Below are 23,726 nucleotides of genomic sequence, written 5' to 3'. Positions count from 1 at the left end.
GCAGTCTATAACAACCGCCCGCTGGAAGCAGGCCTCAATCGTACGGCCAGGCGGGGCGGGTAAATAGGCCGCCGTCGACCCAGATGGTCTGGCCGGTGACGAAGTCGGCGTGGCTGGAGGCGAGATAGGCCACCGTGTGGCCGATATCGACCGGCAGGCCCACGCGCGCCAGCGGCGTCAGTTTCGACCAGGTGGCGCCGTAGTCTCCGGCCTCATGCTTGGTGCGTTCGATCTCGATCGCTCCGGGGGCCACGCAGTTCACACGGATCTTGTACTTGCCCAGCTCCACGGCGGCCACCTTGGTGAACTGCTCGATGCCGCCCTTGCTGGCGGTGTAGTCCACCAGGTTGGGGAAGGCCCACTTGTTGCAGCCCGAGCCGATGTTGATGATCGAGCCGCCGCCGGTCTCTTTCATGCTGAGGGCGGCGCGCTGGGTGCAGAGGAAACAGCCCTTCAGATTCACGGCCAGAACGCGATCCCACTCGGCTTCAGTCAATTCCAGCAACGGCTTCCAGGTTTGAACACCGGCGTTGTTCACATGAACATCGAGTTTGGGGAACCGTTCAAACACCTTGTCGAACATGGCGTCGATGTCGGTTTTAAGGCCGACATTGGCCTGTACGGCGAAGGCGGTGGCGCCGATGGCGGTGGCTTCTTCGACCGTCGCCATGGCCCCGGGCTCGTCGCTGTTGTAGTTCACGGCGACGGCGCAGCCCTGCCGTGCCAGCTCGAGCGCGATGCCTTTGCCGACGCCTTTGCTGGCTCCGGTGACCAGCGCAAACTTGCCTTCCAATGGGTTGCCCATACCCTGTCGATTCTACTGGATCGAGCTGAGGCGGGGTGGCTTGCGCGAATGTAACCAATTTCCAGTTGCCCCCTCCTCTGTTTTTATTCACACTTGGTGGTGAGAGAGGCCTTCGAACGAATTGAACCTGAAACTGCCAGACTCGCCCCCCGTGTGGGAGCCGTCCGACCGCTGGACTGTTGTCAACGCCAAGGAACTATATGACATCGATCGTTGGGGGAAGGGCTACTTCTCGATCAACGACGAAGGTCACGTGCTGGTACACCCCACGGCCGAGCCGCACAAATTCGTCGACCTCAAGAAACTGGTGGACACCCTCGTGCTGCGCGGTATCGACCCGCCAATCCTGCTGAGGTTTCCCGAGATCCTGGCGAACCAGCTATCGGAGCTGAACAAGGTCTTTCTTTCGGCGATCAGCGAGCACAACTACCAGGGCAAATACCGCTGCGTTTATCCGATCAAGGTGAACCAGCAGCGGCAGGTAGTGGAAGAGATCAACAAGTACGGCCGCCAGTATGGGTTCGGCCTGGAAGCCGGTTCCAAACCCGAGCTGCTGGCCGTGGCGGCGATTGCGGACAACGAGACGCCGATCATCTGCAACGGCTTCAAGGACGATGAGTATATCGAGATGTGCATGCTGGCCCGCAAAGTGGGCCGCGACATCACACCCGTCGTCGAGAAGTTTACAGAGCTGGAACTGATCCTGAAGCACGCCGCCTCCATGGGCGTGCGGCCGGCCATCGGCCTGCGTGTGAAGCTGGCGAGCCGCGGCGCGGGGCGCTGGAAGTCTTCGGGCGGCTACCGCTCGAAGTTCGGCCTGACGGTCACTGAGGCCGTGCGCGCGCTGGAGACCTTGAAGGCAGTGGGCATGGAGGATTGCGTCAAGCTGCTCCATTTCCACCTGGGCAGCCAGATCACGAACATTCGCCACATCAAGGGCGCGGTGATCGAAGCGGCGCGTGTATATGTGGACCTGAAGAAGCAGGGCGCGGGCCTGGAGTTCCTGGATGTCGGCGGCGGGCTGGGCATCGATTACGACGGATCGCAGACGGACTTCGAATCGAGCGTGAACTACACGCTGCAGGAGTACGCGAACGACATCGTGTATCACATCCAGAACGTCTGTGACGAAGCCGAGGTGCAGCACCCGACCATCGTCACGGAGAGCGGCCGCGCGATTGCGGCCTATCACAGCGTGCTGGTGTTCAATGTCCTGGGCGTGAGCGGCTTTGGGGAGGAAGAGGTTCCGGTGGAGCTGCCGGACGAATCCGAGCAGCCGCTGATCGACCTGATGGAGAGCTACAAGAACATGAGTTCGAAGAATCTGTTGGAGTCGTTCCACGACGCCCAGCAGGCTCTCGATTCCGCCTTGAACCTCTTCAGCCTGGGCTATCTGCCGTTGAAGCAGCGCTGCGTCGCCGAGAATCTGTACTGGCTGATCTGCCGGCGAATTCTCTCGATGGCGAAGCAGCTGGATGTCTTTCCGGAGGATCTGGAAGGGCTCGACGCGATGCTCTCGGACACGTATTTCTGCAACTTCTCGCTGTTCCAGAGTATGCCGGACAGCTGGGCGGTGAAGCAGTTGTTCCCCATCATGCCGATACACAGACTGGAGCAGCAGCCGACGCGCAGCGCCGTGCTGGGCGACATCTCGTGTGATAGCGACGGCAAGGTGGACCAGTTCATCGACCGGCGCGACGTAAAGAAGACGCTGCCGCTGCACCCGGTGAACGGCGAGGCGTACTATCTGGGCACGTTCCTGGTCGGGGCGTACCAGGAGATCCTGGGCGACCTGCACAACCTGTTGGGTGACACGCATGCCGTGCATGTACGCGTGAACAACGAGAACCAGCCGGTGCTGGAGGCGGTAATCCGCGGCGACACCGTCAAGGAAGTGCTCGATTACGTGCAGTTCAACGCGCGGGACCTGCTGGAACAGTTCCGGCAGGATATCGAGACGGCCGTGCTGCAGGGCAAGATCGGCTACGAGGAATCGGGCCGGCTGTTGAAGTTCTACGAGGACGGGCTGTACGGGTACACGTACCTCGAGGACACGCACGGAGCGTAGTTGGAGTTCACAGGGGCCTCGGTGGGTGGGCACGTTCGGGCCCGTCCACCTGGGGCCTCTTTTTCGTTTGCGGCCGTGTGCGTCTCGGGACAGGCGCTAAACGTCCCCAACGCGACTGCACACCGCGGCGTGGCGCTGCTGGTGGAACCACAAGCTCATCGCTGGTGTCTGATCAAGCCTGGGGACACGGGGTGCGATGACGACACCACTCGTTCAGGTTGAAGAGGTCTGGAAGTCGTACGGGAGCACGGCGGCTGTGCGCGGGCTCAGCCTGAGCGTGCCCGAGCAGAGTGTTTACGGATTCCTGGGGCCCAACGGGGCGGGTAAGTCCACAACCATTCGAATGATCCTCGGGCTCCAACGCCCGGACCGGGGCCGCATTCTCCTATTCGGCCAGCCGTTGGAGCCGCACCGCACCGCCTTGCTGGCGCGCATTGGTTCGCTGGTCGAAACCCCCTCGCTGTACGGACACCTGACCGGCCGCGAGAACCTCGAAGTGCATCGCCGGCTTCTGAATGGACCACGGCAGGCAATCGCCCGTGTTCTGGGGGCGGTAGACCTGACCGCGGCAGCCGATCGCGTTGTGCGCGGTTACTCCTCCGGCATGAAACAGCGGCTTGGATTGGCGCAGGCGTTGTTGGGCGATCCCGAACTGCTGTTGCTGGACGAGCCGACGAACGGGCTGGATCCGGCAGGAATCCAGGAAGTGCGGACCCTCATCCAGGACTTGCCGAAGCGCAGCGGTGTGACTGTGTTTGTCTCCAGCCACCTGCTGGCCGAAGTGGAACAGGTCGCCACGCATTTCGCCATCCTCTCGGCGGGGCAGTCGCGATTTGAGGGTACAGCCGAGGATCTTCGCCAGCGCAGCAAACCCTGGCTGGAGACGGAGGTCGATGACTGCGAGCGGGCCCTAGCCGTGCTGGTCCGGGCGGGCATCGACGTGCAACCGGCAGACTCCCGGCGATTGCGGATCAGGCTGGGCACGTGCGAACCGGCGGACATCAACGCGATGCTGGTGCAGTCAGGCATTGCCGTCTCGCACCTGGCCATGAAGTACCCGACGCTGGAAGAAGCCTTCCTCGAACTCACCGCCCCGAGTCATGCGGGAAGGGAGCCTGTGCCGGCCTATGGTGCTTAATAGGGTGTTGCGGGCCGAGACCCTAAAGATGAAGCGCACCATCGCGCTAAAGATGGTGGTGCTGGCACCCCTGGCAGTTGTCCTGCTGACGATCTTCATGGCGTCGCAGGCTCCGTTTTCCACGCTGCGCCGGAATGCCGCCAGCGACGATTGGAAGGCGCTGGCACGCGTGAATTTCCAATTCTGGGGCCTGCTCATGATGCCCCTCTTCGTCACTTTGCAGACCGCCTTGATGGCGGGGCTGGACCATACCGACAACCAGTGGAAGGCCCTGTTGGCGCGGCCGGTGCCACGCTGGACCTTCTACGTTTCAAAACTGCTGATTGTGATGGCGATGACGGCGGCGAGCGCGATGCTGCTGGTAGCCGGCGTGGTGGCGGCTGGCGGGATTCTCCACCTGCTCACTTCGGAGGTCCGGTTTGGCGGCGCGGTACCGCTTTCGTCGATTCTTCTGCAGGCCGCACAGATGACAGGACTGGCGTTTTTCTACCTGTCGATTCAAACCTGGGTGGCGCTGCGCTGGCGTTCGTTCTCGGCCGCCACGGGTGTTGGCATCGTCGCGACGGTAACCAGCTTTGCGATGCTGCTGGCGGCCGGCCAGTTTGGGGCCTGGCCCCAATACTATCCGTGGGCGCTGCCGATGTTGGTGCTGGCCAGGCAACCGGAGAACGTGGCGGCGGCACTCTCCATCAGCGCCGCCCTGGGCATGCTGGCAGCCGTGGCGGGCTGCGCGGATTTCTGCCGACGGGAAGTGACCTGAAACGGCTCACCCAGACGTGAAAAGGGCGTACCGCCCGGAGGAAGCACGCCCTTCGATTCTAAACGCGTGAGTGGGGTTAAGCCTTGGCCATTTCGCGGTCCATGAACGAATAGCCCAGCATGTGGCAGACGATCATGTGGACGTCCTCGATGCGGCCCATGTGAGGCTCCGCGGCGAGGATGTTGACCTGCGCCAGCGGGGCCAGTTTGCCGCCGTCACGGCCCGTCATGGCGATCGTCTTGCACCCGATGGAGTTGGCGTACTCCAGGGCTCGCAGCACGTTGGGCGAATTGCCAGAGCCGCTGATGGCGATGACCACGTCGCCGGGGTTGGCGAAGTTCTTGAGCTGCTCGACGAAGACGCACTCATACGACACGTCGTTCGAGTAGGCGGTGAGCGTGCCCAGGGAGTCGGTCAGCGCCATGGCGCGGAAGCGCTTGTCGCGGCCGAAGCTGGCGCCTTTCACGATGTCGGTGACGAAATGTGACGCGGTCATGGCGCTGCCGCCGTTGCCAAAGACGAAAATCTGGCGGCCTTCGTCGCGCGCTTCGCGCAGCCAGTCAGCGGCCTGTTCGACCTTGGCGAGATCCAGCTTGTTCAGCGTGGCTTCCAGAGTGTTCCGATAAGTGGTGAAGAATTCCATGTTTTTGCTATTTCTGTAGGGCCGCCGAAGCAGCCAGCACTTCTTCCGGCGACGCCGTTCCGGTGCCGGGTTTCATGATCGTGATGGACGCGACCAGGTTGCCGAATTCGACTGCCTTGGCAGGGTCGCGCGTAAGAGCCAGAGCCACGGAGGCGCCGGCATTGAAACTGTCGCCCGCGCCGCAGATATCCACGGGATGCTCGACGGGCCGGGTCTGAATGGTTTGCGTGGACCCTTCGCCGACGATGACCGCGCCTTTGGGTCCTTGCGTGACGATGAGCGTGGAATGACCGATGTGCTGCCGCAGGGCCTGGTAGTCGAGCTGGCCGAAGTAGGCGAGGCACGACTCTTCGGCCTCCTGCTCGTTCAGCTTGACGAGCACCTTGCGATACAGCGCGCCGCGGCGGCGGGAGTCGACCCAGATGATCTTGCCCGGATCCTGGGCGGCGATGGCGGTGAGGGCTTCGCGGACCTTCGCGGTAACCAGCCCGCCGGACTCGGTTTCAGCCTGGTCGGAGACGATGATCACGTCAAATTCGGGCGCGAGCTGATTGAGGCGCTGCACTACGGCCGACTCCACACTCAGCGGGATGTCGCCGGTGTAGACGAAGTCGACGCGGGGCTTATCCTCAACGGAGTTGGTGTCGTTGATGAGCTTGGTGTAGGTGAACGTGGGCAGTTCGGCGGCCTGCAGCACGGCAGAGGCGTCGATGTCGCGGCGCGCCAGCGCCTGCATGAGTTCATAGCCGTTGCCGTCGTCGCCGCGGACACCAAGGATGGAGACGCGGCCGACGCCGAGCGCTTTGAGGTTGGACGCCACGGTGCCGGCGGCCCCCGGGGTGGTTTCGCGGGAGATGACCGCGATGCGGGGAATGCCGGTTTCGCGCGAGGGATCGGACAGCGCTGGATCGTAGCGGCACCAGCGATCGAGGCAGACGTCGCCCACGACCAGGGCGGACAGACCGGACAGCGCGTGAAGTATGTCAGCGGGGCTCATGAAGTGTCCTGTACTCAGGGAGGCGCCCGAGACCGCCGGGCGCTCCATTCTTTCTATCATGTCGGAGCGGTTACACTGCACCCGGCTAAGCAGGAAAAAGGTGGCGGCCCAATTCCGCGAGACCTAAGTAGTTGGGCACGATGTAGTCGGCGCCGACTCCTGCCAGGCGGTTGCGTTTCCAGGCGTCGATGACCAGGCACTCGCCTTCGTCGGTAGCGACACCAACGGCGACGCCGCCCACGGACTTCACGTTTTCGATCTCGACATAGCCGTCGCCGAAGCCGAGGATCTCGTGGCCGTCGCACTCAGCCCCGGCGATGATGCGTTCAATGAGGATCTTCTTGGAGAAGCTCTTGTAGTCGTCCAGGGCGCCGAATACGCCGCCATTGAAGTAGGGCGTGACACCCAGCAGGTCGGCTTCAGCCTTCATATAGCTCTCGTCGGTGCCGCTGGCGAGATAGAGCGTCATGCCGCGGCTGCGCAGCAGTTCGAGCAATTCGAGGGAGCCGGGCACCATGTACTTTTCCTTCGAACCGCCGTCCTCGAGCTCCTTCAGGCGGCCGGCAATCCGCTCCTGGAGCAGGTCGAGATAGCGCCGTTTGTAGACGAGGGGCTCGGCCGGCGTGCCACCGCGCTTCTCCACCTGGCTGGCGAGCTCAAACATCTGGTAGATGGTCTGCTTGCCGGTGAGGCGGTCGACGAAGTCGCGCACGATGGCGGAGAGCTCGGCCTCAGATTCGCCGGTCTTCGTAGAGGCGAGTTCCTCGACCATCATGGGCACCATGACGTCGGCCCAGCCGGCCCGGATGAGGGAGAGCGTACCGTCGAAATCGAAGAGAGCAACTTTGGCGCCTGAGGCTGAGCCGGCGCCGGGCAGGATTTCTAATGATTGCGGAAGAGTTGGATTCATTGTTGGACAGACAGGGATCAGGCGCCGCTCTTTGCGGGAGCGAGCACGGTTGCGGCTGGCTTGGCCGGGGCGCCTTCGCACACACCAGCCTGCTTCAGCGCTTTCGCGATACCGGAAGCATAGTCAGTGATCATGCCCGGCAGAAGTTCTTCCAATTGTTTGCTGAAGCGCGCCTTGGGCATCGACATCGACACGGAGGAGAATACCTCCCCATTGCCGCAGATGATGGGCGCTCCAATGCAGGTTCCGCCAGGGACAGTTTCCTCGCGGTCCCACGCATAACCGCGCTGGCGAACCATGGTGAGGTCGTCCTGGATGGCGCGGAAGTCGGTGAGTGTATTGGGGGTCAGGGAAAAGATCCCGTAGGTGTAGAGCAGCCGCTGCGCCACATCCGGCGTCTGATAGGCCGTGATGGACTTGCCCAGCGACGAGGCGTAAGGCTGAAGGATGCCGCCGCGGTAGTTGGACATCCGGATGTGATGGGTGCCGTCCATGACTTCGACGACGCGGATTACGTCTTCGAACAGGAAGGCGAGGGCCACCGTCTCGCCCAGTTCGGCGTTGAGGCCCTGTAGAAACGGCAGCGAGAGCTCGCGAACTGAACGCAGCCGGTTCTGCTGCTGGATGGAGGGCCAGTCGCGACCGAGTTCATAATTGTCGTTGGCGTCGCGGGCGAGGTAGCCGGTGGCCTGCAAAGTCCGGAGCAAACGTAGGGTGGAGGCTTTGCCCAGCCCCGCGAACTCGGAAATATCCCGTAGATTCATGGGGTTGCCCTTGCGAGCGAGGGTTTCTAGGATCTGCAGACCCTTGGCCAACGACCTGGATTCCTGTACGGCTTCGACGGGCGCCGGCTTGGCGATGGAACGTCGTTTCATTTTATTGTTTGACGATCACAACAATTGAATCTATTATACAATTTCGGGAACACTCCCGCCGGTGTATCACCGGCTGTAGGGGTACCCGTTCAGTATTATGCTACGGAATCAACAGATAGGTGGAATAATTCCCGCGGTGCTGCTGCCCCGCGATGCCGAAGGTGGACCCGCGTGGGACCTGTTTGAACGCAATGCCGAGCTGTTGATGAGTGCTGGCGGAGTGGGGTTGTGCGTCAACGGAGCGACAGGTGAGTATGTCGCCGCCTCGGAATCGGAGCGGATCGAAGCAGTGGTCCGGGCGAGACGGATTGCGGGCAGCCGTGGTTTGGTTGTCAGCGCAGTGGGCGCGGCCAGCCTGCGTGAAACCATCGCATTCGCCCATGTTTCCCAGGAGGAGGGCGCTGACGTCATCCTGATCCCCCCGCCGCACTTCTTCCGTTATGCGCAGGAGGATCTGGCGGAGTTTTACCGGCAGGCTGTGGGCGCTTTGCGTGTGCCCGCCCTGCTCTACAACCTGCCGTCCTTCACGGCGCGGCTGGACTCTTCTTTATGCCTGGACCTGATCCGCGACCTGCCTGGTTTGGCTGGGATAAAAGATAGCAGCGGCCAGTTGGATATCCTCACTTCGCTGACTACGCCCGACGGCCCGTCCGGGGTACGCCTGGTGGGCAACGACACGGTGCTGGCCGAGGCGATCCGGCGGCAAATCTGCGACGGCAGCATCTCCGGAGTGGCTGGAGTGCTACCCGAATTGACCATCGGGCTGTGGAAAGCGGGCGTCGCGGGCCAGACGGGGCTCTTCGAGAGAATTTCCGGACTCCTGGACGAACTTTTGGCTCAGTTGGAACCTTTCCCGATTCCGTGGGGCATCAAGCTGGTCTCCGCGGTGCGCGGATTCGGCACCGCCACGTTTGCGCTGCCGGCTTCGGCGGCGCGTCAACAACAGTGCGCTGAGTTCCAGGCCTGGTTCTGTGAATGGTGGCCGGGCGCAAGCGAGATTCTGGGCGTGCCTGCTTCAGAAACGCTGAGCCTGCGCCAGAGCTAGCAGCCCGAATCCGGGTCCAACAAGACCGCCAACACCGCCCGTGTTCCACAGGCGGTGTGTAGTATTTTTCAACGCTTCATGCTTGTCCGGGGCGGCTGAACGCCTCCAAATTCCTACCTTTCGATACTTTTCGGTCACTTACTGTACATGTAAGCGAATACCGGAAAATGATACACAAATGTCGATTGACAGGATTTTGTTTCAGAACCTATACTTCAATACAGAATTTTGATACGAGGTTCGATTATTTCAACCTCGTGAAATGAAGAACCATCCACTATGCTTCCGGAGGTCTTGTGAAGCGACTTCTCTCCCTGTGTGTTTTGTTGTGCGCATCCGGACTGGGCTTGGTGGCCCAGGATGTGCGCGCATCCCTGTCTGGCATCGTGACGGATCCGACCGGCGCAATTGTGCCCGGCGTTCAGGTTCGAGTCACCAGCGTCGAACGTGGCACCACGACCGAAGCAGTATCCAACGAGTCAGGGTTCTATCTCGTTCAGTTTCTTCTGCCCGGCAAGTATCATCTGTCGGCGGATAAGGCCGGCTTCAAGAAAATGGTGAAGTCGGACATCAACCTGGCGGCCGCCGATCACCCGGCCCTGGATCTCCGGATGGAGATCGGCCAGACCAGCGATTCCGTTACGGTGACAGGCGACCTGAGCCTGCTGCAGACGGAAACGTCCACCCGGTCGGCGACGATCGAAACCAAGGCCATCGAAGATATCCCGACAGCGGGCCGCAACCTGTACCAGTTTCAGTACACATTGCCCGGTGTCATCAAGAACAGCCGCTACTGGGGTTCGATGGAGCTGTACGCCTTCGGCAACATCAACAGCGTCTCCATCGGCGGCGGCCGCAGCGGTGAGAACGAGACGCTGATCGACGGTGTCTCGAATACGAAGCTCGATCGCGGCGTGGCCTACGCCCCGGCGCTGAACGGGACGCAGGAAGTGACCGTGCAGACGAACTCCTACGACGCGCAGTTTGGGCGCATTGGCGGCGGCGTCACGTTGATCACGACCAAGTCCGGCACGAACGACCTGCACGGGCAGCTGTTTGAGTTCTTCAAGAACGACAAGCTGAACTCGGCGGACTGGATCGCGAACGCGCAGGGCGATGGCCGCAATCCGATGCGCAACAACACCTACGGCTTTGAAGTCGACGGTCCGGTGATCCTGCCGAAGCTGTTCGACGGGCGCAACAAGGCGTTCTTCATGCTGTCGCTGGAGAGCCTGCGGGAGCACAACACCTCTGGCGAAATCAGGACGGTGCCGACGGCAGCCGAACGCGGCGGCGACTTCTCGAAGACGCTGAACGGCGATGGCGACATGGTGACCATCTACGATCCGACGACCACGCGGCTGGATACCAACGGCAAGTATGTGCGTACGCCGTTCACGGGCAACATCATCCCGGGCACCCGCATGAGCGCGATCGCCAAGAACGTGACGTCCTACATCCCGCTGCCCACCAGCAACGGCACCGACGCGGCGCACAGCGACAACTACGGCAGCTTCACGCCGGACATGAACGGCTACAACAGCTGGCTGGGCCGCATGGACCTGAAGCTGACCCAGAAGAGCAGCATTGCGTTCCGCTACGGCGAAACGCCCTGGATCAACCATGCCGGCCGCGTGTGGGGCACCAACGCGGCGGAGCCGAGCACGGAATGGCCCTCGACGCGCGTTTCCCGCAATTGGGGCGCCGAATGGACCTACACGCTCAGCCCGACGATGGTCCTGAGTGTCCGCGGCGGCCTGGCCCGTTATGAGGGCTTCGGCGGCAACACCTACGCCGAGGACTTCGACCCGCGCAAGCTGGGCTTCTCCGACGCGCTGGTGGGACAGTTCACGACGATCCAGTTCCCGCGCTTCAATTTCAGCAATTCCACAGAAGTGGGCGCCAACACGGTGAAGAGCTATGAAGCCAGCGACACGTGGAGCATCACGCCGACGATGAATTGGGTCCGCGGCCGGCACATCATCAAGTACGGCGGCGACATCCGGCGCTATAACCGCAACCAGTTGCAGCCGGGCCTGGCCAGCGGCCGCTACGACTTCAACCCCTCGTGGACGCAGGCCAACCCGACGCAGGGCGACGACCTGTCGGGCAACGACTTCGCCACCTTCCTGCTGGGCTATCCGACAGGCGGCTACGTGGACCGCAACATCGACCCCGCCTACCGCAGCCAGTACTACGGCGTATTCGTCCAGGACGACTTCAAATTGACGTCGAAGCTGACCCTGAACATCGGGCTGCGCTGGGACTATGAAGCGCCCGCGCAGGAACGCTTCAACCGCATGATCCGCACGTTCGACACAGCCACGGCCAGCCCGATTGCCAGCAAGGTGGCGGGCCTGAACGTCAAGGGCGGCCTGGTTTACGCCGGCGTCAACGGTGTCAGCGCGCAGGCCTTCCAGCCGAAGCGCAACAACTTCCAGCCGCGTGTGGGCTTCGCCTGGAACGCGATGCCGAAGTGGGTGATCCGCGGCGGCTACGGCTTGAGCATGCTGGGCCAGTCCTCCTGGGGCCAGGCAACCGGTTTCAGCCGGCAGACTCCGCTGGTGGCGTCGACCGACGGCAACCTGACGCCGGCGGCCTCGCTGAGCGATCCGTTCCCGTCGTCCATCTATCCGGGCGGCCTGCTGCAGCCCATCGGCAGCACGCAGGGCCTGTCCACCAACCTGGGGCAGGCGGTCACCGGGCAGTACATCAACCGCCCCCTGCCTTACTCGCACCAGTTCAGCATCGGCTTCCAGCGGGAACTGCCGTTCAACATGGTGACCGACATCTCCTATGTCGGCAACCTGACCAACCGGCTGCCGGTGAACCTGAACCAGAACTTCATTCCTGCCAGCGAGCTGGCGAAGATTCCGGTGGATCAGCGCGCGGCGTACTTCACGGCCAAGGTGGACAACCCGATGGCGGGTTTGCTGCCGAACTCCGGCCTGAACGGCGCCACCATTCCCCGCGCCCAGTTGCTGTATGCCTTCCCGCAGTTCTCGCAGGTGACCATCACCGACGTGCCCATCGGGAAGCAGAACTACCACTCGCTGCAGTCGCGCCTCACGCGCCGGTTCTCGAAGGGTTTCATGATGCAGGCGGCCTACACCTGGTCAAAGACCCTGGAACAGGTGAGCGTGCTGGACCAGACCGACACCAATACCAACGACCTGCTCTCCACCAAGCTGGAGAAGCGGTTGGCGCAGTATGACATCCCGCACAAGTTCACGATCCAGGCGATCTATGAACTGCCGTTCGGCAAGGGCAAGCCGGTGCTGGGCCACTCGAATGCCGTGGTGAACGGCATCGTGGGCGGCTGGAACCTGAGCGCGCAGTACGCGCTGCAGTCCGGCTTCATCATGGACTTCCCGAACGCCGCCAACATCGCCGCTCGCAGCGCCAAGCTGACGAACGACCAGCGCACTGAACTGGCGAAGGCCAACGGGCGCACTTACTGGGATCCGTCCTACGACAAGTGGTTCGACGTGACCCTGTTCCCGAAGAAGGCGCAGGCGGCTTATACCGTCCGCGACTTCCCCACGCGGTTCTCCGACGTGCGGGCGCAGGGCGTGAAGTCGGCCGAGATCTCGGTCTACAAGCAGTTCCTCATCAAGGAACGTGTGAAGTGGCAGATCCGCGCCGACGCCTACAACGCCTTCAATCACCCCTGGTTTGGGCAGCCGCAGTCGGTGGACGTCACCAACTCGCGCTTCGGCCAGTTGAAGGCGGACATGAACAATGAGACGAGGATCATCTCCCTGGTGATGAAGATCATCTTCTAGCCGGGGCGGATCTCTCAGAAGTCTGGCTGCAGATCGCTTCTCCGTGCCCCCGTACCTCGTGTCCGGGGGCATTTTTTATATAGAGTGGAGGACCATGGCTTTGCGATTGACACGTCGAACCGTCCTGGCCGGAATGGGCAGCGCGCTGTGGGCGGCGCCGGCAGCTCCGCGTCACAAGGTGGTTTACCGCGAGAGCGGCCGTTTTGGCGGCTGGCCGGCGAATCATGGCATCTGGAGCTGGGGCCAGGAGATCCTGGTGGGCTTCAGCGCCGCCTACTTCAAGCAGATGCCCATGGACCGGCATCAGTACGACAGCAGCAAGCCGGAAGAGCCGAGGCTGGCGCGCCGCCTGGATGGCGGCGAGACGTGGTCGATTGAGGCTCCGAAGAGCCTGCTGCCACCGGAACAGGGCGGCCCGGCGGCCGTGGCGTTGACCCAGCCGATGGACTTCACGGCTCCCGGATTTGCGATGACGCTGCGGTTCAGCGGCGTGCATACGGGGCCGTCGCGGCTCTGGCATACGGCGAATCGAGGCAAGGATTGGGCGGGTCCGTTTGAGCTGCCCATGTTCGGGCGCAAGGGGATCGCGGCGCGTACGGACTATGTCGTGCTGGGCCGGCGGGACGCGCTGGCCTTTGTCACGGCGGCCAAGGAGAACGGGCGCGAGGGACGGCCGCTGTGTATCCGGACCCAGGATGGCGGCGTGACCTGGAAGGTCCAGGGTTGGATCGGACCGGAGCCGCCATTGTTCTCCATCATGCCTTCCACCGTACGGCTGCCCGGCGGGCGGCTGTTGACCGCGGTGCGGGTCAAGAAGGACGACAAGACGGACTGGATCGAGCTCTGGGCTTCCGACGACCTGGGCAGCAACTGGACGCTGGTGACGCGGCCGGTGCAGTTCACGGGCGGGTTCAGCGGCAATCCGCCGTCCATGTTGAGGCTGAAAGACGGGCGGCTGTGCCTCACGTACGGGTATCGGGGCGAGCCCTACGGCATTCGCGCGGTGCTGAGTGAAGACGACGGCAGAACGTGGAGCAAGGACATCATCCTGCGCCAGGATGGCGCGGCCTGGGACCTGGGCTACACACGGACCGTGCAGCGGCCGGACGGCCAGTTGGTCACCGTGTACTACTTCCCCGAACAGGCGCAGACGGAACGCGTGATCGCGGCCACAATCTGGAGTGCGGATAAAGGTCTATGAGACTCATTGCAGCTTTCTTTCTTTTCCTGACGCTGGGGTGGTCGGGTGAACTCGTGACGGAACGCGTTTTCGGGCCCGAGGTCAAGACCGGACCCTACAAGCACCCGGCGTCGATCACGGAGCTTTCGAACGGCGATCTCTACCTCGTCTACTACGGCGGGGCGGATGAGTACGCGGTGAAAACCGGCGTGTTCGGTTCGCGCTTCGACCAGGCGTCGAAGAAATGGTCGGCCCCGCAGTTGATTGCCTCGGATCCGTTCCGGTCCGTAGGCAACGGAGTGGTCTGGCAGGCGCCCGATGGCGTGGTGTGGCTGTTCTACGTGGTGCGCTGGGGCGAGACGTGGTCGACGTCGCGGATCCAGGCCAAGGTGTCGCACGACCAGGCGAAGACGTGGTCAGAGAGCTTCGTCGTGTCGGAACGCGAAGGGATGATGGTGCGCGGCCGGCCCATTGTGCTGGCTTCCGGCGAATACCTGCTGCCGGCCTATCACGAGACGGGGCGCGATACCGAGAACGTGGGACCGGATTCGACGTCGTGGTTCCTGCGCTGGGACGTAAAGAAGCGGCAGTGGCTGGAGAGCGGGCAGGTGCGGTCAAAGAAGGGCAACATTCAGCCGGCGGCGGCGGAGATCGAGCCCGGGCACCTGGTTGCTTACTGCCGGCGGGGCGGCGGCTATGGGCCCGTGAAGGATGGCTACGTGATCCGGGCCGAATCGAAGGATGGCGGCAAGACCTGGACGGAAGGGCAGGACTCGCAGTTCCCGAATCCCAATGCGGCCGTGGATTTCATCCGACTGCAGAGCGGAAAGCTGTTCCTCGTCTACAACAACTCGATGGAAGACCGGACACCGCTGACAGTGGCGCTGTCCGCCGACAAGGACAAGACGTGGCCGTGGAAGCGCGACGTCGGGACGGGCAAGGACGGGTTTGCTTACCCTGTTGCGATCCAGACGAAGGACGGCAAGATCCACCTGGTCTATACGACGAAGGGCCGAACGGTGATCGTGCATGCGGTGCTGGATGAAGGATGGATCCAGGCCGGCCGTTAGTGCGTCATCGCGTAAACGATGTAGTTGATGCCATACCGGTAAGCCAGCGTAGTCATGGCCTCGGGGTATTCCGGCGCATCGGCGTACTCCCACGCATCGCCCACGTCCGTATTGAAGTTGACGGCCACCACCATGCGCTTTTTGCCGTCGGTCATGGCACGCCAGGCGGGCACGGCTCCGGGCGGGTATTGGGCGCTGGCGGCGCCATTAGGGCCCGGACGCAGGTGGCGTGTGCCGGGGATGATGGTACGGTCTTTCTCGCGGATGTCGTAGAGAACGTGCATGACTGAATCGGTCTCTTCGATATCGACGATGGGTTCGCCCGGCAGGACGCGCTCCATGGTGCGGCGGAAGGTCTCGTACTGCTCGTCACCCCAGAAGTCGTCGACCACCAGGAAGCCGCCGCGCATCAGGTACTCGCGCAGGTTGGCGGTTTCCGCGTCGGAGAGCCCCCACCAGCCCACCTGTGTCGCGTAGATCCAGGGGTGGTCGTAGAGCTGTTTGTCGGTGAGGCTGAAGTGGTGCGGGTCGCCGGTATGAATGCGCGTCAGGCGCTGGATGCCCTGCGTGAAGTGCTCATCGGCATCGGGCCAGTCCATCATCCACCAGCCATTGCCGCTGGCGCTGCGGGAGGAGAAGCCGAAGCGGCGGTGGTATTGGGGCAGGTCTGTGTATTCAAGGCGGACGAAATGGAACTCCGTCTTGGTTTCGAAGACTGGACGCGGACCCTCTGCCCGGCGGGCAAACGGGAAGTAGCGCTGCGCCAATCCGGCGGCGGCGCAAAACAACAACGCTGCGGCGACCCAGCCAGCCCGCATGAATCCGCCTCTCTTCGGAACCACTCCACTTCTCAGACGGCCTGCACCGCCCGTGTGGTTTGACTATATTCTAGACGCGCCCCGCTTGACGGGCTGCATCGAAATGCGATCTTTTGGAAGGGTTCCGAGGTAACCCTATGCAAATGACGCGTTCGCAGTTCCTGTGCTCCGCCCTGCCGCTGCTGTCCCAGGGCCGGGCGATGGCGGCGCCGCAGAAGCCCAACATCGTCTACATCTATGCCGACGATTGCGGCTATGGAGACCTGAGCTGCTACGGCGCGACGCGCGTGAAGACTCCGAATCTCGACCGCCTGGCCGGGAGCGGCGTCCGGTTCACCAACGCCCATTCGCCCTCCGCCACCTGCACTCCGTCCCGTTATGCGCTGCTGACCGGAGAATACGCCTGGCGCAGGCCGGGCACCGGCATTCTGCCGGGAGACGCCTCTCTCATCATCGAGCCGGGTCGCTACACCCTGCCGGCGATGCTGAAGAAGAGCGGGTACTCCACCGGAGCGGTCGGCAAGTGGCACCTGGGGCTAGGCAAGGGCAATGTGAACTGGAATGGAGAGGTCAAACCCGGTCCGCTGGAGATTGGGTTCGATTACTCTTTCCTGCTGCCGGCGACCGGCGATCGCGTACCCTGCGTGTACCTCGAGAACCACCGGGTGGTCGGGCTGGATCCGAAGGATCCGATCATCGTGAATTACGAGAAGCAGGTGGGCAACGAACCGACGGGCAAGGCTCATCCCGAACTGCTGAAGATGCACCCCAGCCACGGTCACGACATGACGATCGTGAACGGGGTCAGCCGCATCGGCTACATGACCGGCGGCAAGTCGGCGCGCTGGGTGGACGAAGATATCGCGGATACGATCACCGGTAAGGCTGTGTCGTTCATCGAGCAGCACAAGGCCAATCCGTTCTTCCTCTATTTCGCGACGCACGACATCCACGTGCCGAGAATGCCCAACAAGCGATTCGTGGGCAAGACTCCGATGGGGCCGCGCGGTGACGTGATCGCGGAGCTCGATTGGACCGTCGGGCAGGTGATGGACGCCCTGGACCGGAACAAGCTGACCGACAATACGATGATCATTTTCACCAGCGACAACGGGCCCGTGGTGGATGACGGTTACCAGGACCAGGCGGTGGAGAAACTGGGCGGGCACAAGCCGTCCGGCCCCTGGCGCGGCGGGAAGTACAGTTCCTATGACGGCGGGACACGGGTGCCGTTCCTGCTGCGCTGGCCGGGCCATGTGAAGCCCACGGTCTCCGATGCCCTCTTCTGCCAGGTTGATCTGCTGAACTCGTTCGCGAACCTGACAGGGCAAGCTCTGCCCGCGGAAGCTGCGCCCGACAGCCTGGACATGCTGCCCGTACTGCTGGGCCAGACGAAGAAAGGGCGGGAGTCCCTGGTGGAGCATGCCGGATCGCTCTCTCTAATTGTGGACGACTGGAAGGTAATCGAAGCGAAAGCCGGACCGAAGACGAACGAGACGCACATCGAACTCGGCAACGACCCCAAGCCCCAACTGTTTCACCTCTCAGAGGATCCGGGTGAGCAGCACAATCTGGCCGGGCAGTTTCCCGACAAGGTGAAGCAGATGCTGGAGACGCTGGAGAAGATTAAGAAGGCGGGCAGGACGCGGGCTTGAGGAGCGAAAAGGGAGGCCGGACGATTCGATTTCCTGGTAAGGTCGACGAACCGCCCGGCAGGGAGGAGAGAGATCAGTCGTCAGTTCTCGTGCGCGGACTACTCGCCCGCTTCCATGCGCTGCATCACAATACGCAGATCAGTGAGGAACTTGGGGCTCTGCAGGAGCTTCTCGGCAAGCCGCTCGGTGCTCGTGCAACGGTGAGGACGCTGTTTTGAAGCAAGCGGCCTGGCAGCTTCCTTCGACGGGAGGCTACGCCGCGATTTCACATCCATGGAGCACGCGTTTGTGATAGGCATCGTCAGATTAATAAGCATTTTTCCGGCCAAAACCGTCAGATTGAAAACTAGGGAGATAGCCTCCCTCGAAGTACTGAGGTACCGGTAGATTTGTGCGAACTGGTCCCTAGGTCGGAAATATTTACCACTTAGGGGGAGTCCCCGCACAAGGGGGAAGACGAAGTGAACATTCGATCCCCGCAGATAGGGGGATCCTGCACCAACTAACGGCTTGGTTTCGTTTCCGGCTTCGTGGCCGCCCGGGATGTCTGATTCGGAGTGGACACCTCCTGGGTACCGCCCGGCATCGCCATGGTTTGCACGGCTCTCTCCCGGGCTTCATCCATCCGGTACTGCTTGATTTGCCTCTTAAGTTCCATGCCTCCAACCAGTAAGCAGATCACGAGAGGCAGAACATACTTGGCATGGCGGTTGAAGCGGAAGAACCTGTGAAGGCACTTGCTGCACCGCTTGGGCTCAAGACAGAACAGGGCCAAGAGGGTATCACCGGGGCCTTGCTGTAGGGAAGCGCGAACGCTATTCCAACCACAGCGCGGGCACGTGAGGCCTCTAATTGATTGGTTCGTGTGGGGGGTTTCTCCCATCATTGGAGCTGTCACAGGTTGACTCCGCGTGTGACTGAGTATGACACCCCTCGAATTGATGCACGCCGGGTGCCAGAGTTGTTTCTGTTTAAAATGAAAGACTTGCGCCGACTGCAGGGAGTTTCGCCATGACGGAATTGCAGGACGAATGGTAAATATTTCCTAATGTTGGCGTCGCCCTCGGGACAACGGCAGGACTTCGATCTCGTTCCGGACTTCCCGCACCCCTTCGATCTCCTTGACGGCGCGGGCAGCGGAGTCTCTCAGCACCGGGCGCACAACCTGGTCGAGCAGGGTCACCCTGCCATCCTCCACCCGGTAAGCCAGGTTGTCGAAGACGCCGTAGTAGGGCCGGATTCCGGCCGTGTCTACAGGAAGTGAAGACGGACGCCTCGCGCCAGGCCAGCAATCAGCGGACGAGCGCGGTTTGCCGCTCGCCAACGGCGGCAGGACTGGGCTGCGAAAAGACGTCCTCGAGAGCGGCGCGGAGGATCTCGGCTACACTCCACGCCTGCGCCGGGCAGCCGCGGGGCGTATGCGGCGCATCGGCATCGGCGATCTCGCTGATCTGCCCCAGGCAGGCCTCGGACAGGTGTGCGGAAATCGGTTTGAGCCACGCGGACGCTTCGGCCTTTGCCTGCGAGGAACCGCCATGCACGCGGACATAGCCCGAGATGAACGGCCCCAGGAGCCAGGGCCAGACGGTCCCCTGGTGGTAAGCGGAATCACGCTCATGCACGCCACCCTCATAGCGCGCCCGGTAAGCAGGATCGCGAGGGGAAAGCGACCGCAGGCCCAGCGGGGTGAGCAGGTCGCGATGAACAGTGCGCACCACCTGGCTGGCGCGGCTGGCCGAGAGCATCGAGTGGTGGAGACTGACGGCGAAAATCTGGTTGGGCCGGACGGACGCGTCGTGACCGGAACCGTCCACCACGTCGTACAGGCAACCCGCTTCGTCATTCCAGAACTGCTCGTTGAAACTGGAACGCGTGCGATCCGCCAGCTTGCGGAGAAACAGCTCTGCTCCGAGATCGCCAAAGCGATGACTGAGGTCCTCCATGATACTCAGCGCGTTGTACCACAGCGCCTGAATCTCGACGGGCTTTCCGGTGCGCGGGGTCACCACCCAGTCTCCGGTCTTGGCGTCCATCCAGGTGAGCTGGACCCCGGGTTCGCCGCAGTGAAGCAGCCCATCGTTGTCCACACGGATGCCGTAGCGCGTGCCGCGCAAGTGAGCATTGATGATGTCCTGCAACGCGGCGAAGAGGTGGTCGCGGACAAAGGGGAAGTCCCCCGTGGCCGCCAGGTAAGCGCGGATCGCTTCGAAGAACCAGAGCGTGGCATCGCCGGTGTTGTATTCGGGCGCTTCGCCGGCGTCGGGGAAACGATTGGGCAGCATCCCCTGATCGACGCTTTCGGCGAAGGCCTGCAATATCTGCCGCGCGGTTTCAGGATGGCCGGTGCACAGGGTGAGGCCGGGCAGGGCGATCATCGTGTCGCGGCCCCAGTCGGCGAACCAGGGATACCCGGCGATTACCGTCTTGAGCGAGCCGCGCTGGACGATGAACTGGCCGGCCGCCGCCACCAGTGCCTGGACAATGGGTTCAGGGGAGGGTGCGGCGGTCAGGACCGCGGAGCGCCGGGCCTGTTCATCGCGGCGCAGTTGAGGCGCGGAAGCGGCGTCGCGCGGGCCGGTGGAGGCGATGAGTGTCGCCTGGGCGCGCCGGTCGAATGCGTAGCGGAGGACGAGCGGTTGGAAAAGATCCTCCTGGAAATCGAGGCCGCGCTCGCGCTCGACCGCGTATTCGAAGTTGTTGTACCAGTGGCCCGCGGCCTCCACCTGTCCCGCATCGTGCGCGAGGAACAGCGACGGCAGGCCCGCATAAGGAGTGAGGACGGCCAGGCCCGGCGTGCAGTCGAAGCCGCCGTGGATGGCCTCATTCTGGTGCGTCGTGGCGTGGTAGTCGCGAAACGCAAGCAGGGGCCGCAACTCCAGTTCACAGGCCGGCAGCCCGTCGCGATCCAGTGCGCGGAGTTCGTATTCCAGTACGGTGGTGTTCTCGCCATGAACCATGAACAGGCGCTTCTCGAGCTCCAGCCCCTCCACCTGGTAAACGAACACAGGATAGGGGTCGAGCCGGAACTCGCGCAGGTACTGGTGGCCCGTGGGATGCACGGCGCCCGGGTACTGGTTGACGGACAGGTCGTAGCGGCGGCCATCGACGACCAGCGTCTCTTCCACCTTAGAGAGCAGCATCAGCCGGCCCACCGGCGGCTTGGTGGCGGCGCATAGCAGGCCATGATAGCGGCGCGTGTTGAGACCCGTAATGGTGGACGAGGCGAAGCCGCCCAGGCCGTTCGTCTCGAGCCATTCGCGGGTGGATGCCCGAGGCAGGTCGGCGCAGATGGATCCGGGTATCAGGATGGGTTGAGTGTACATGGCTATTCTCCGCTCTGCTGCATGAGTTTCGCGACGAGTCCGGTCCAACCGGTCTGGTGGCTGGCGCCGACACCGGAACCATCGTCGCCGTGGAAGTATTCGTAGAACAGCACGAGGTCGCGCCAATGCGGATCGGTCTGGTAGACCCCATTCGGGCCGTGAACCGGACGTGCACCCGCCGGGCCGCGCAGGAAGATGTGGGTGAGACGGCGCGACAGTTCGGCCGCGACCTCCCAGAGATTCATGTACTGCCCGGAGCCGGTGGGGCATTCCACCTGGAAGCTGTCGCCCAGGTAGTGATGAAACTTCTGCAGCGACTCGATCAACAGGTAGTTGACGGGGAACCAGATGGGGCCGCGCCAGTTGGAGTTCCCGCCGAAGAGCCCCGTGCTGGACTCGGCGGGCTCGTACCCAACGCGATATTCCTGTCCGTCGACCTGGAGGGAGTAGGGCTGATCCTTGTGCACGCGGGAGAGCGCCCGGATCCCGTAGGGCGACAGGAACTCGCTCTCATCCAGCATGAAGCGCAGCACCGACCGCAGCTGATCCTCATCGACGATCGAGAGTAGGCGGCGTTGGGCGGCGCCTTCAGTACACATGCAGGCGACGTTCGCGCAGAGGTCCGGCCGGTTCTCCACGAACCACTCCAGGCGCCGGCGGAATCCGGGCAACCGGTCGACGAGCTGCGGCTCCAGCGTCTCGACCGCGAAGAGCGGGATGAGCCCGACCATCGAGCGCACCTTCAGCGGCAGGTGACCGTCGTTGGTGCGGTGCAGGACATCGTAGAAGAAGCCATCGTGCTCGTCCCACATGCCTGCGCTGTCGTGACCGAGGTGGTTCATGGCGTGGGCGATGTAGAGGAAATGCTCCCAGAACTTGCTAGCGACGTCCTCATAGGAAGGGTCCTCCTTCGCCAGTTCCAGCGCGATGGCGAGCAGGTTGAGGCTGTACATGGCCATCCAGCCGGTGCCGTCAGCCTGTTCGATGTGGCCGCCGGTGGGCAGCGGGGCGCTGCGGTCGAAGACTCCGATGTTATCGAGACCCAGGAACCCGCCCTGGAAGACGTTGCGGCCCTCTGCATCCTTGCGGTTGACCCACCAGGTGAAGTTCAGCAGCAGCTTGTGGAAGATTCGTTTCAGGAAGGCCCTGTCGCCCACTCCGCGCCGTTTCTTCTCGATCTTGTAAACGCGCAGGGCCGCCCAGGAATGCACCGGCGGATTCACGTCGCCAAAGGCCCATTCGTAGGCGGGGAGCTGGCCGTTCGGGTGCATGTACCACTCACGCACCATCAGAGTGAGCTGGTCTTTCGCGAATTCCGAATCGACCAGCGCCAGCGGCACGCAGTGGAAGGCGAGGTCCCATGCCGCGTACCACGGGTATTCCCACTTGTCAGGCATCGAAATGACGTCTGCGTTGTAGAGGTGGCCCCATTCGTGATTGCGGCCGTGGCGGCGCTGCGCGGGCGGTGGAGGAGCGGCGGCGTCCCCTTTGATCCAGTCTCCGACGACGTAGTGATAGAACTGCTTGGACCACAGCAGGCCGCCGAACGACTGGCGCATCACATTGCGGGCATCCGGGGAAAGACCGGCCGGGATGACGGTGTTGTAGAATTCGTCCGCCTCGGCCCGGCGCTGCTCGAACACTTCGTCAAAGGCGCGATCCAGCAGTCCTTCGTGACTGGCTGCATCGGTCAGGCGGAGACGCAAGCTCACGGCCTGTCCGGCGGGAACCGTAACCTGGTAATGCGCGGCGGCCTTGGTGCCGCGCTGCCCGGGATTCACACGGTCCGCCGCACCGTGGACAATCGCGTCGTGGATGCTGTCCTTCACAAAGCGCGCGCCATCGTCGTAGCCGTACAGGCGCGCCGAGTGCGTCTCGTTCTCCGTAAACAGCAGGGCGGGCGAACCGTCGCACAGCAGCCAGCGCTTGCCGTACTTCGGTTCATTCAGCTCAATCACGCCGTCCGCGGAAGCGTGCAGGCTGGGCCGGTGGGCGGCCCCACTCCAAGACCAAGTATTGCGGAACCAGACCGTGGGCAGGACATGGATGGGCGCGTCGTCCATGCCGCGATTGGCCACCGTGATCTGAACCAGAATGTCGTCGGGCGAGGCTTTAGCATACTCGACAAACACATCGAAGTAGCGGTTGTCGTGGAACACGCCCGTGTCGATGAGTTCGAACTCCCGCTCATCCTTGCCGCGGCGCCGGTTCTCCGCCACCAGTTGTTCGTAGGGGAAGGGCGCCTGCGGATATTTGTAGAGGTACTTCATGTAGGAATGCGTGGGCGTGCTGTCGAGGTAGAAGTAGCACTCCTTCGCATCCTCGCCGTGGTTGCCCTCATTGCCGGTGAGGCCGAAAATGCGCTCCTTCAGGATGGGATCGCGTCCGTTCCACAAGGCGAGAGCGAAGCAGATGCGCTGGTGGCGGTCGCAGATGCCGGCCAGGCCGTCCTCGTTCCAGCGGTAGGCTTTGGAACGGGCGTGATCGTGCGGCAGGTATTCCCACGCCGTCCCATGGGCGCTGTAGTCTTCGCGCACCGTGCCCCAGGCGCGTTCGCTGAGGTAAGGACCCCAGCGGTTCCAGTGGGCTCGGCGGTCGCGTATTTGTTGGAGTCGTGCTTCTTCAGCGGTCACTGCGGGGCTCCTTCTTGCGTT

The 23,726-nt window shown here is 62.8% G+C and carries 17 protein-coding genes; 8 read left to right on the top strand and 9 right to left on the bottom strand.

Annotation, left to right across the window (positions count from 1 at the left end):
* Window positions 1-34: 34 nt before the first annotated feature.
* Window positions 35-805 (bottom strand): SDR family NAD(P)-dependent oxidoreductase, encoded by a 771-nt coding sequence (locus tag ACR9Y2_RS07965; protein WP_435040548.1) that lies wholly within the window; start codon window positions 803-805, stop codon window positions 35-37.
* A gap of 121 nt (window positions 806-926) precedes the next feature.
* Between ACR9Y2_RS07965 and speA the strand changes: the two genes are divergently transcribed.
* The 3 genes from speA (at window position 927) to ACR9Y2_RS07950 (ending at window position 4,771) form a co-directional block, all read left to right on the top strand.
* The gene (speA, locus tag ACR9Y2_RS07960) at window positions 927-2,873 is read left to right on the top strand and encodes a biosynthetic arginine decarboxylase (RefSeq protein ID WP_435040547.1); all 1,947 of its coding nucleotides are present in this window, start codon (window positions 927-929) and stop codon (window positions 2,871-2,873) included.
* Between the two features lie 196 nt (window positions 2,874-3,069).
* On the top strand, window positions 3,070-4,011 hold the full coding sequence (locus ACR9Y2_RS07955; RefSeq protein ID WP_435040546.1) for an ABC transporter ATP-binding protein: 942 nt from the start codon (window positions 3,070-3,072) through the stop codon (window positions 4,009-4,011).
* Window positions 3,974-4,771 carry an ABC transporter permease gene (locus tag ACR9Y2_RS07950; RefSeq protein WP_435040545.1) on the top strand — a complete coding sequence of 266 codons (798 nt, stop codon included), beginning with the start codon at window positions 3,974-3,976 and terminating at the stop codon, window positions 4,769-4,771. The genes ACR9Y2_RS07955 and ACR9Y2_RS07950 overlap by 38 nt, the downstream gene beginning before the upstream one ends.
* Window positions 4,772-4,847: 76 nt before the next feature.
* Here ACR9Y2_RS07950 and ACR9Y2_RS07945 read toward each other — a convergent pair whose 3' ends face one another.
* From ACR9Y2_RS07945 to ACR9Y2_RS07930, 4 genes are all read right to left on the bottom strand, one after another.
* Complete coding sequence (locus tag ACR9Y2_RS07945) at window positions 4,848-5,414, bottom strand: SIS domain-containing protein (protein ID WP_435040544.1); 567 nt, start codon at window positions 5,412-5,414, stop codon at window positions 4,848-4,850.
* Between the two features lie 7 nt (window positions 5,415-5,421).
* The gene (locus tag ACR9Y2_RS07940; protein WP_435040542.1) at window positions 5,422-6,411 is read right to left on the bottom strand and encodes a bifunctional heptose 7-phosphate kinase/heptose 1-phosphate adenyltransferase; all 990 of its coding nucleotides are present in this window, start codon (window positions 6,409-6,411) and stop codon (window positions 5,422-5,424) included.
* 85 nt (window positions 6,412-6,496) lie between these two features.
* Entirely contained in the window at window positions 6,497-7,321 is an 825-nt protein-coding gene (locus ACR9Y2_RS07935; RefSeq protein ID WP_435040541.1) for an HAD family hydrolase, read from the bottom strand.
* 17 nt (window positions 7,322-7,338) lie between these two features.
* Window positions 7,339-8,196, bottom strand: a complete 858-nt coding sequence (locus ACR9Y2_RS07930) for an IclR family transcriptional regulator (RefSeq protein ID WP_435040540.1) — start codon at window positions 8,194-8,196, stop codon at window positions 7,339-7,341.
* A gap of 97 nt (window positions 8,197-8,293) precedes the next feature.
* On the opposite strand from ACR9Y2_RS07930, the gene ACR9Y2_RS07925 reads away from it, so the two are divergent.
* The 4 genes from ACR9Y2_RS07925 to ACR9Y2_RS07910 all read left to right on the top strand — a co-directional run bounded on the left by ACR9Y2_RS07925 (window position 8,294) and on the right by ACR9Y2_RS07910 (window position 15,276).
* On the top strand, window positions 8,294-9,241 hold the full coding sequence (locus ACR9Y2_RS07925; protein ID WP_435040538.1) for a dihydrodipicolinate synthase family protein: 948 nt from the start codon (window positions 8,294-8,296) through the stop codon (window positions 9,239-9,241).
* A 296-nt stretch (window positions 9,242-9,537) separates the two neighbouring features.
* Window positions 9,538-13,026 (top strand): TonB-dependent receptor domain-containing protein, encoded by a 3,489-nt coding sequence (locus ACR9Y2_RS07920; protein ID WP_435040537.1) that lies wholly within the window; start codon window positions 9,538-9,540, stop codon window positions 13,024-13,026.
* Window positions 13,027-13,120: 94 nt separating this feature from the next.
* Window positions 13,121-14,227, top strand: coding sequence for a sialidase family protein (locus tag ACR9Y2_RS07915; protein ID WP_435040536.1), 1,107 nt, complete (start codon window positions 13,121-13,123; stop codon window positions 14,225-14,227).
* Window positions 14,224-15,276, top strand: coding sequence for a sialidase family protein (locus ACR9Y2_RS07910; protein WP_435040535.1), 1,053 nt, complete (start codon window positions 14,224-14,226; stop codon window positions 15,274-15,276). Before ACR9Y2_RS07915 ends, ACR9Y2_RS07910 begins: the two co-directional genes overlap by 4 nt.
* On the opposite strand, the gene ACR9Y2_RS07905 is transcribed toward ACR9Y2_RS07910, so the two are convergent.
* A complete protein-coding gene (locus ACR9Y2_RS07905) occupies window positions 15,273-16,094 on the bottom strand; it encodes a DUF4159 domain-containing protein (protein ID WP_435040534.1) in 822 nt (273 codons plus the stop codon). The genes ACR9Y2_RS07910 and ACR9Y2_RS07905 overlap by 4 nt on opposite strands.
* A 143-nt stretch (window positions 16,095-16,237) precedes the next feature.
* Between ACR9Y2_RS07905 and ACR9Y2_RS07900 the strand changes: the two genes are divergently transcribed.
* Window positions 16,238-17,749 carry a sulfatase family protein gene (locus tag ACR9Y2_RS07900; protein ID WP_435040533.1) on the top strand — a complete coding sequence of 504 codons (1,512 nt, stop codon included), beginning with the start codon at window positions 16,238-16,240 and terminating at the stop codon, window positions 17,747-17,749.
* A gap of 1,045 nt (window positions 17,750-18,794) precedes the next feature.
* Here ACR9Y2_RS07900 and ACR9Y2_RS07895 read toward each other — a convergent pair.
* The 3 genes from ACR9Y2_RS07895 to ACR9Y2_RS07885 form a co-directional block, all read right to left on the bottom strand.
* The gene (locus tag ACR9Y2_RS07895) at window positions 18,795-18,902 is read right to left on the bottom strand and encodes a hypothetical protein (protein WP_435044836.1); all 108 of its coding nucleotides are present in this window, start codon (window positions 18,900-18,902) and stop codon (window positions 18,795-18,797) included.
* A gap of 139 nt (window positions 18,903-19,041) precedes the next feature.
* Window positions 19,042-21,072 carry an amylo-alpha-1,6-glucosidase gene (locus tag ACR9Y2_RS07890; RefSeq protein ID WP_435040532.1) on the bottom strand — a complete coding sequence of 677 codons (2,031 nt, stop codon included), beginning with the start codon at window positions 21,070-21,072 and terminating at the stop codon, window positions 19,042-19,044.
* A gap of 2 nt (window positions 21,073-21,074) precedes the next feature.
* Window positions 21,075-23,705, bottom strand: a complete 2,631-nt coding sequence (locus tag ACR9Y2_RS07885; protein ID WP_435040531.1) for an MGH1-like glycoside hydrolase domain-containing protein — start codon at window positions 23,703-23,705, stop codon at window positions 21,075-21,077.
* Window positions 23,706-23,726 lie beyond the last annotated feature (21 nt).

It is taken from the genome of Paludibaculum fermentans, from assembly GCF_051172195.1.
GTDB classification, from domain to species: domain Bacteria; phylum Acidobacteriota; class Terriglobia; order Bryobacterales; family Bryobacteraceae; genus Paludibaculum; species Paludibaculum fermentans_A.
This window is presented reverse-complemented; position numbering and strand designations above follow the sequence as displayed.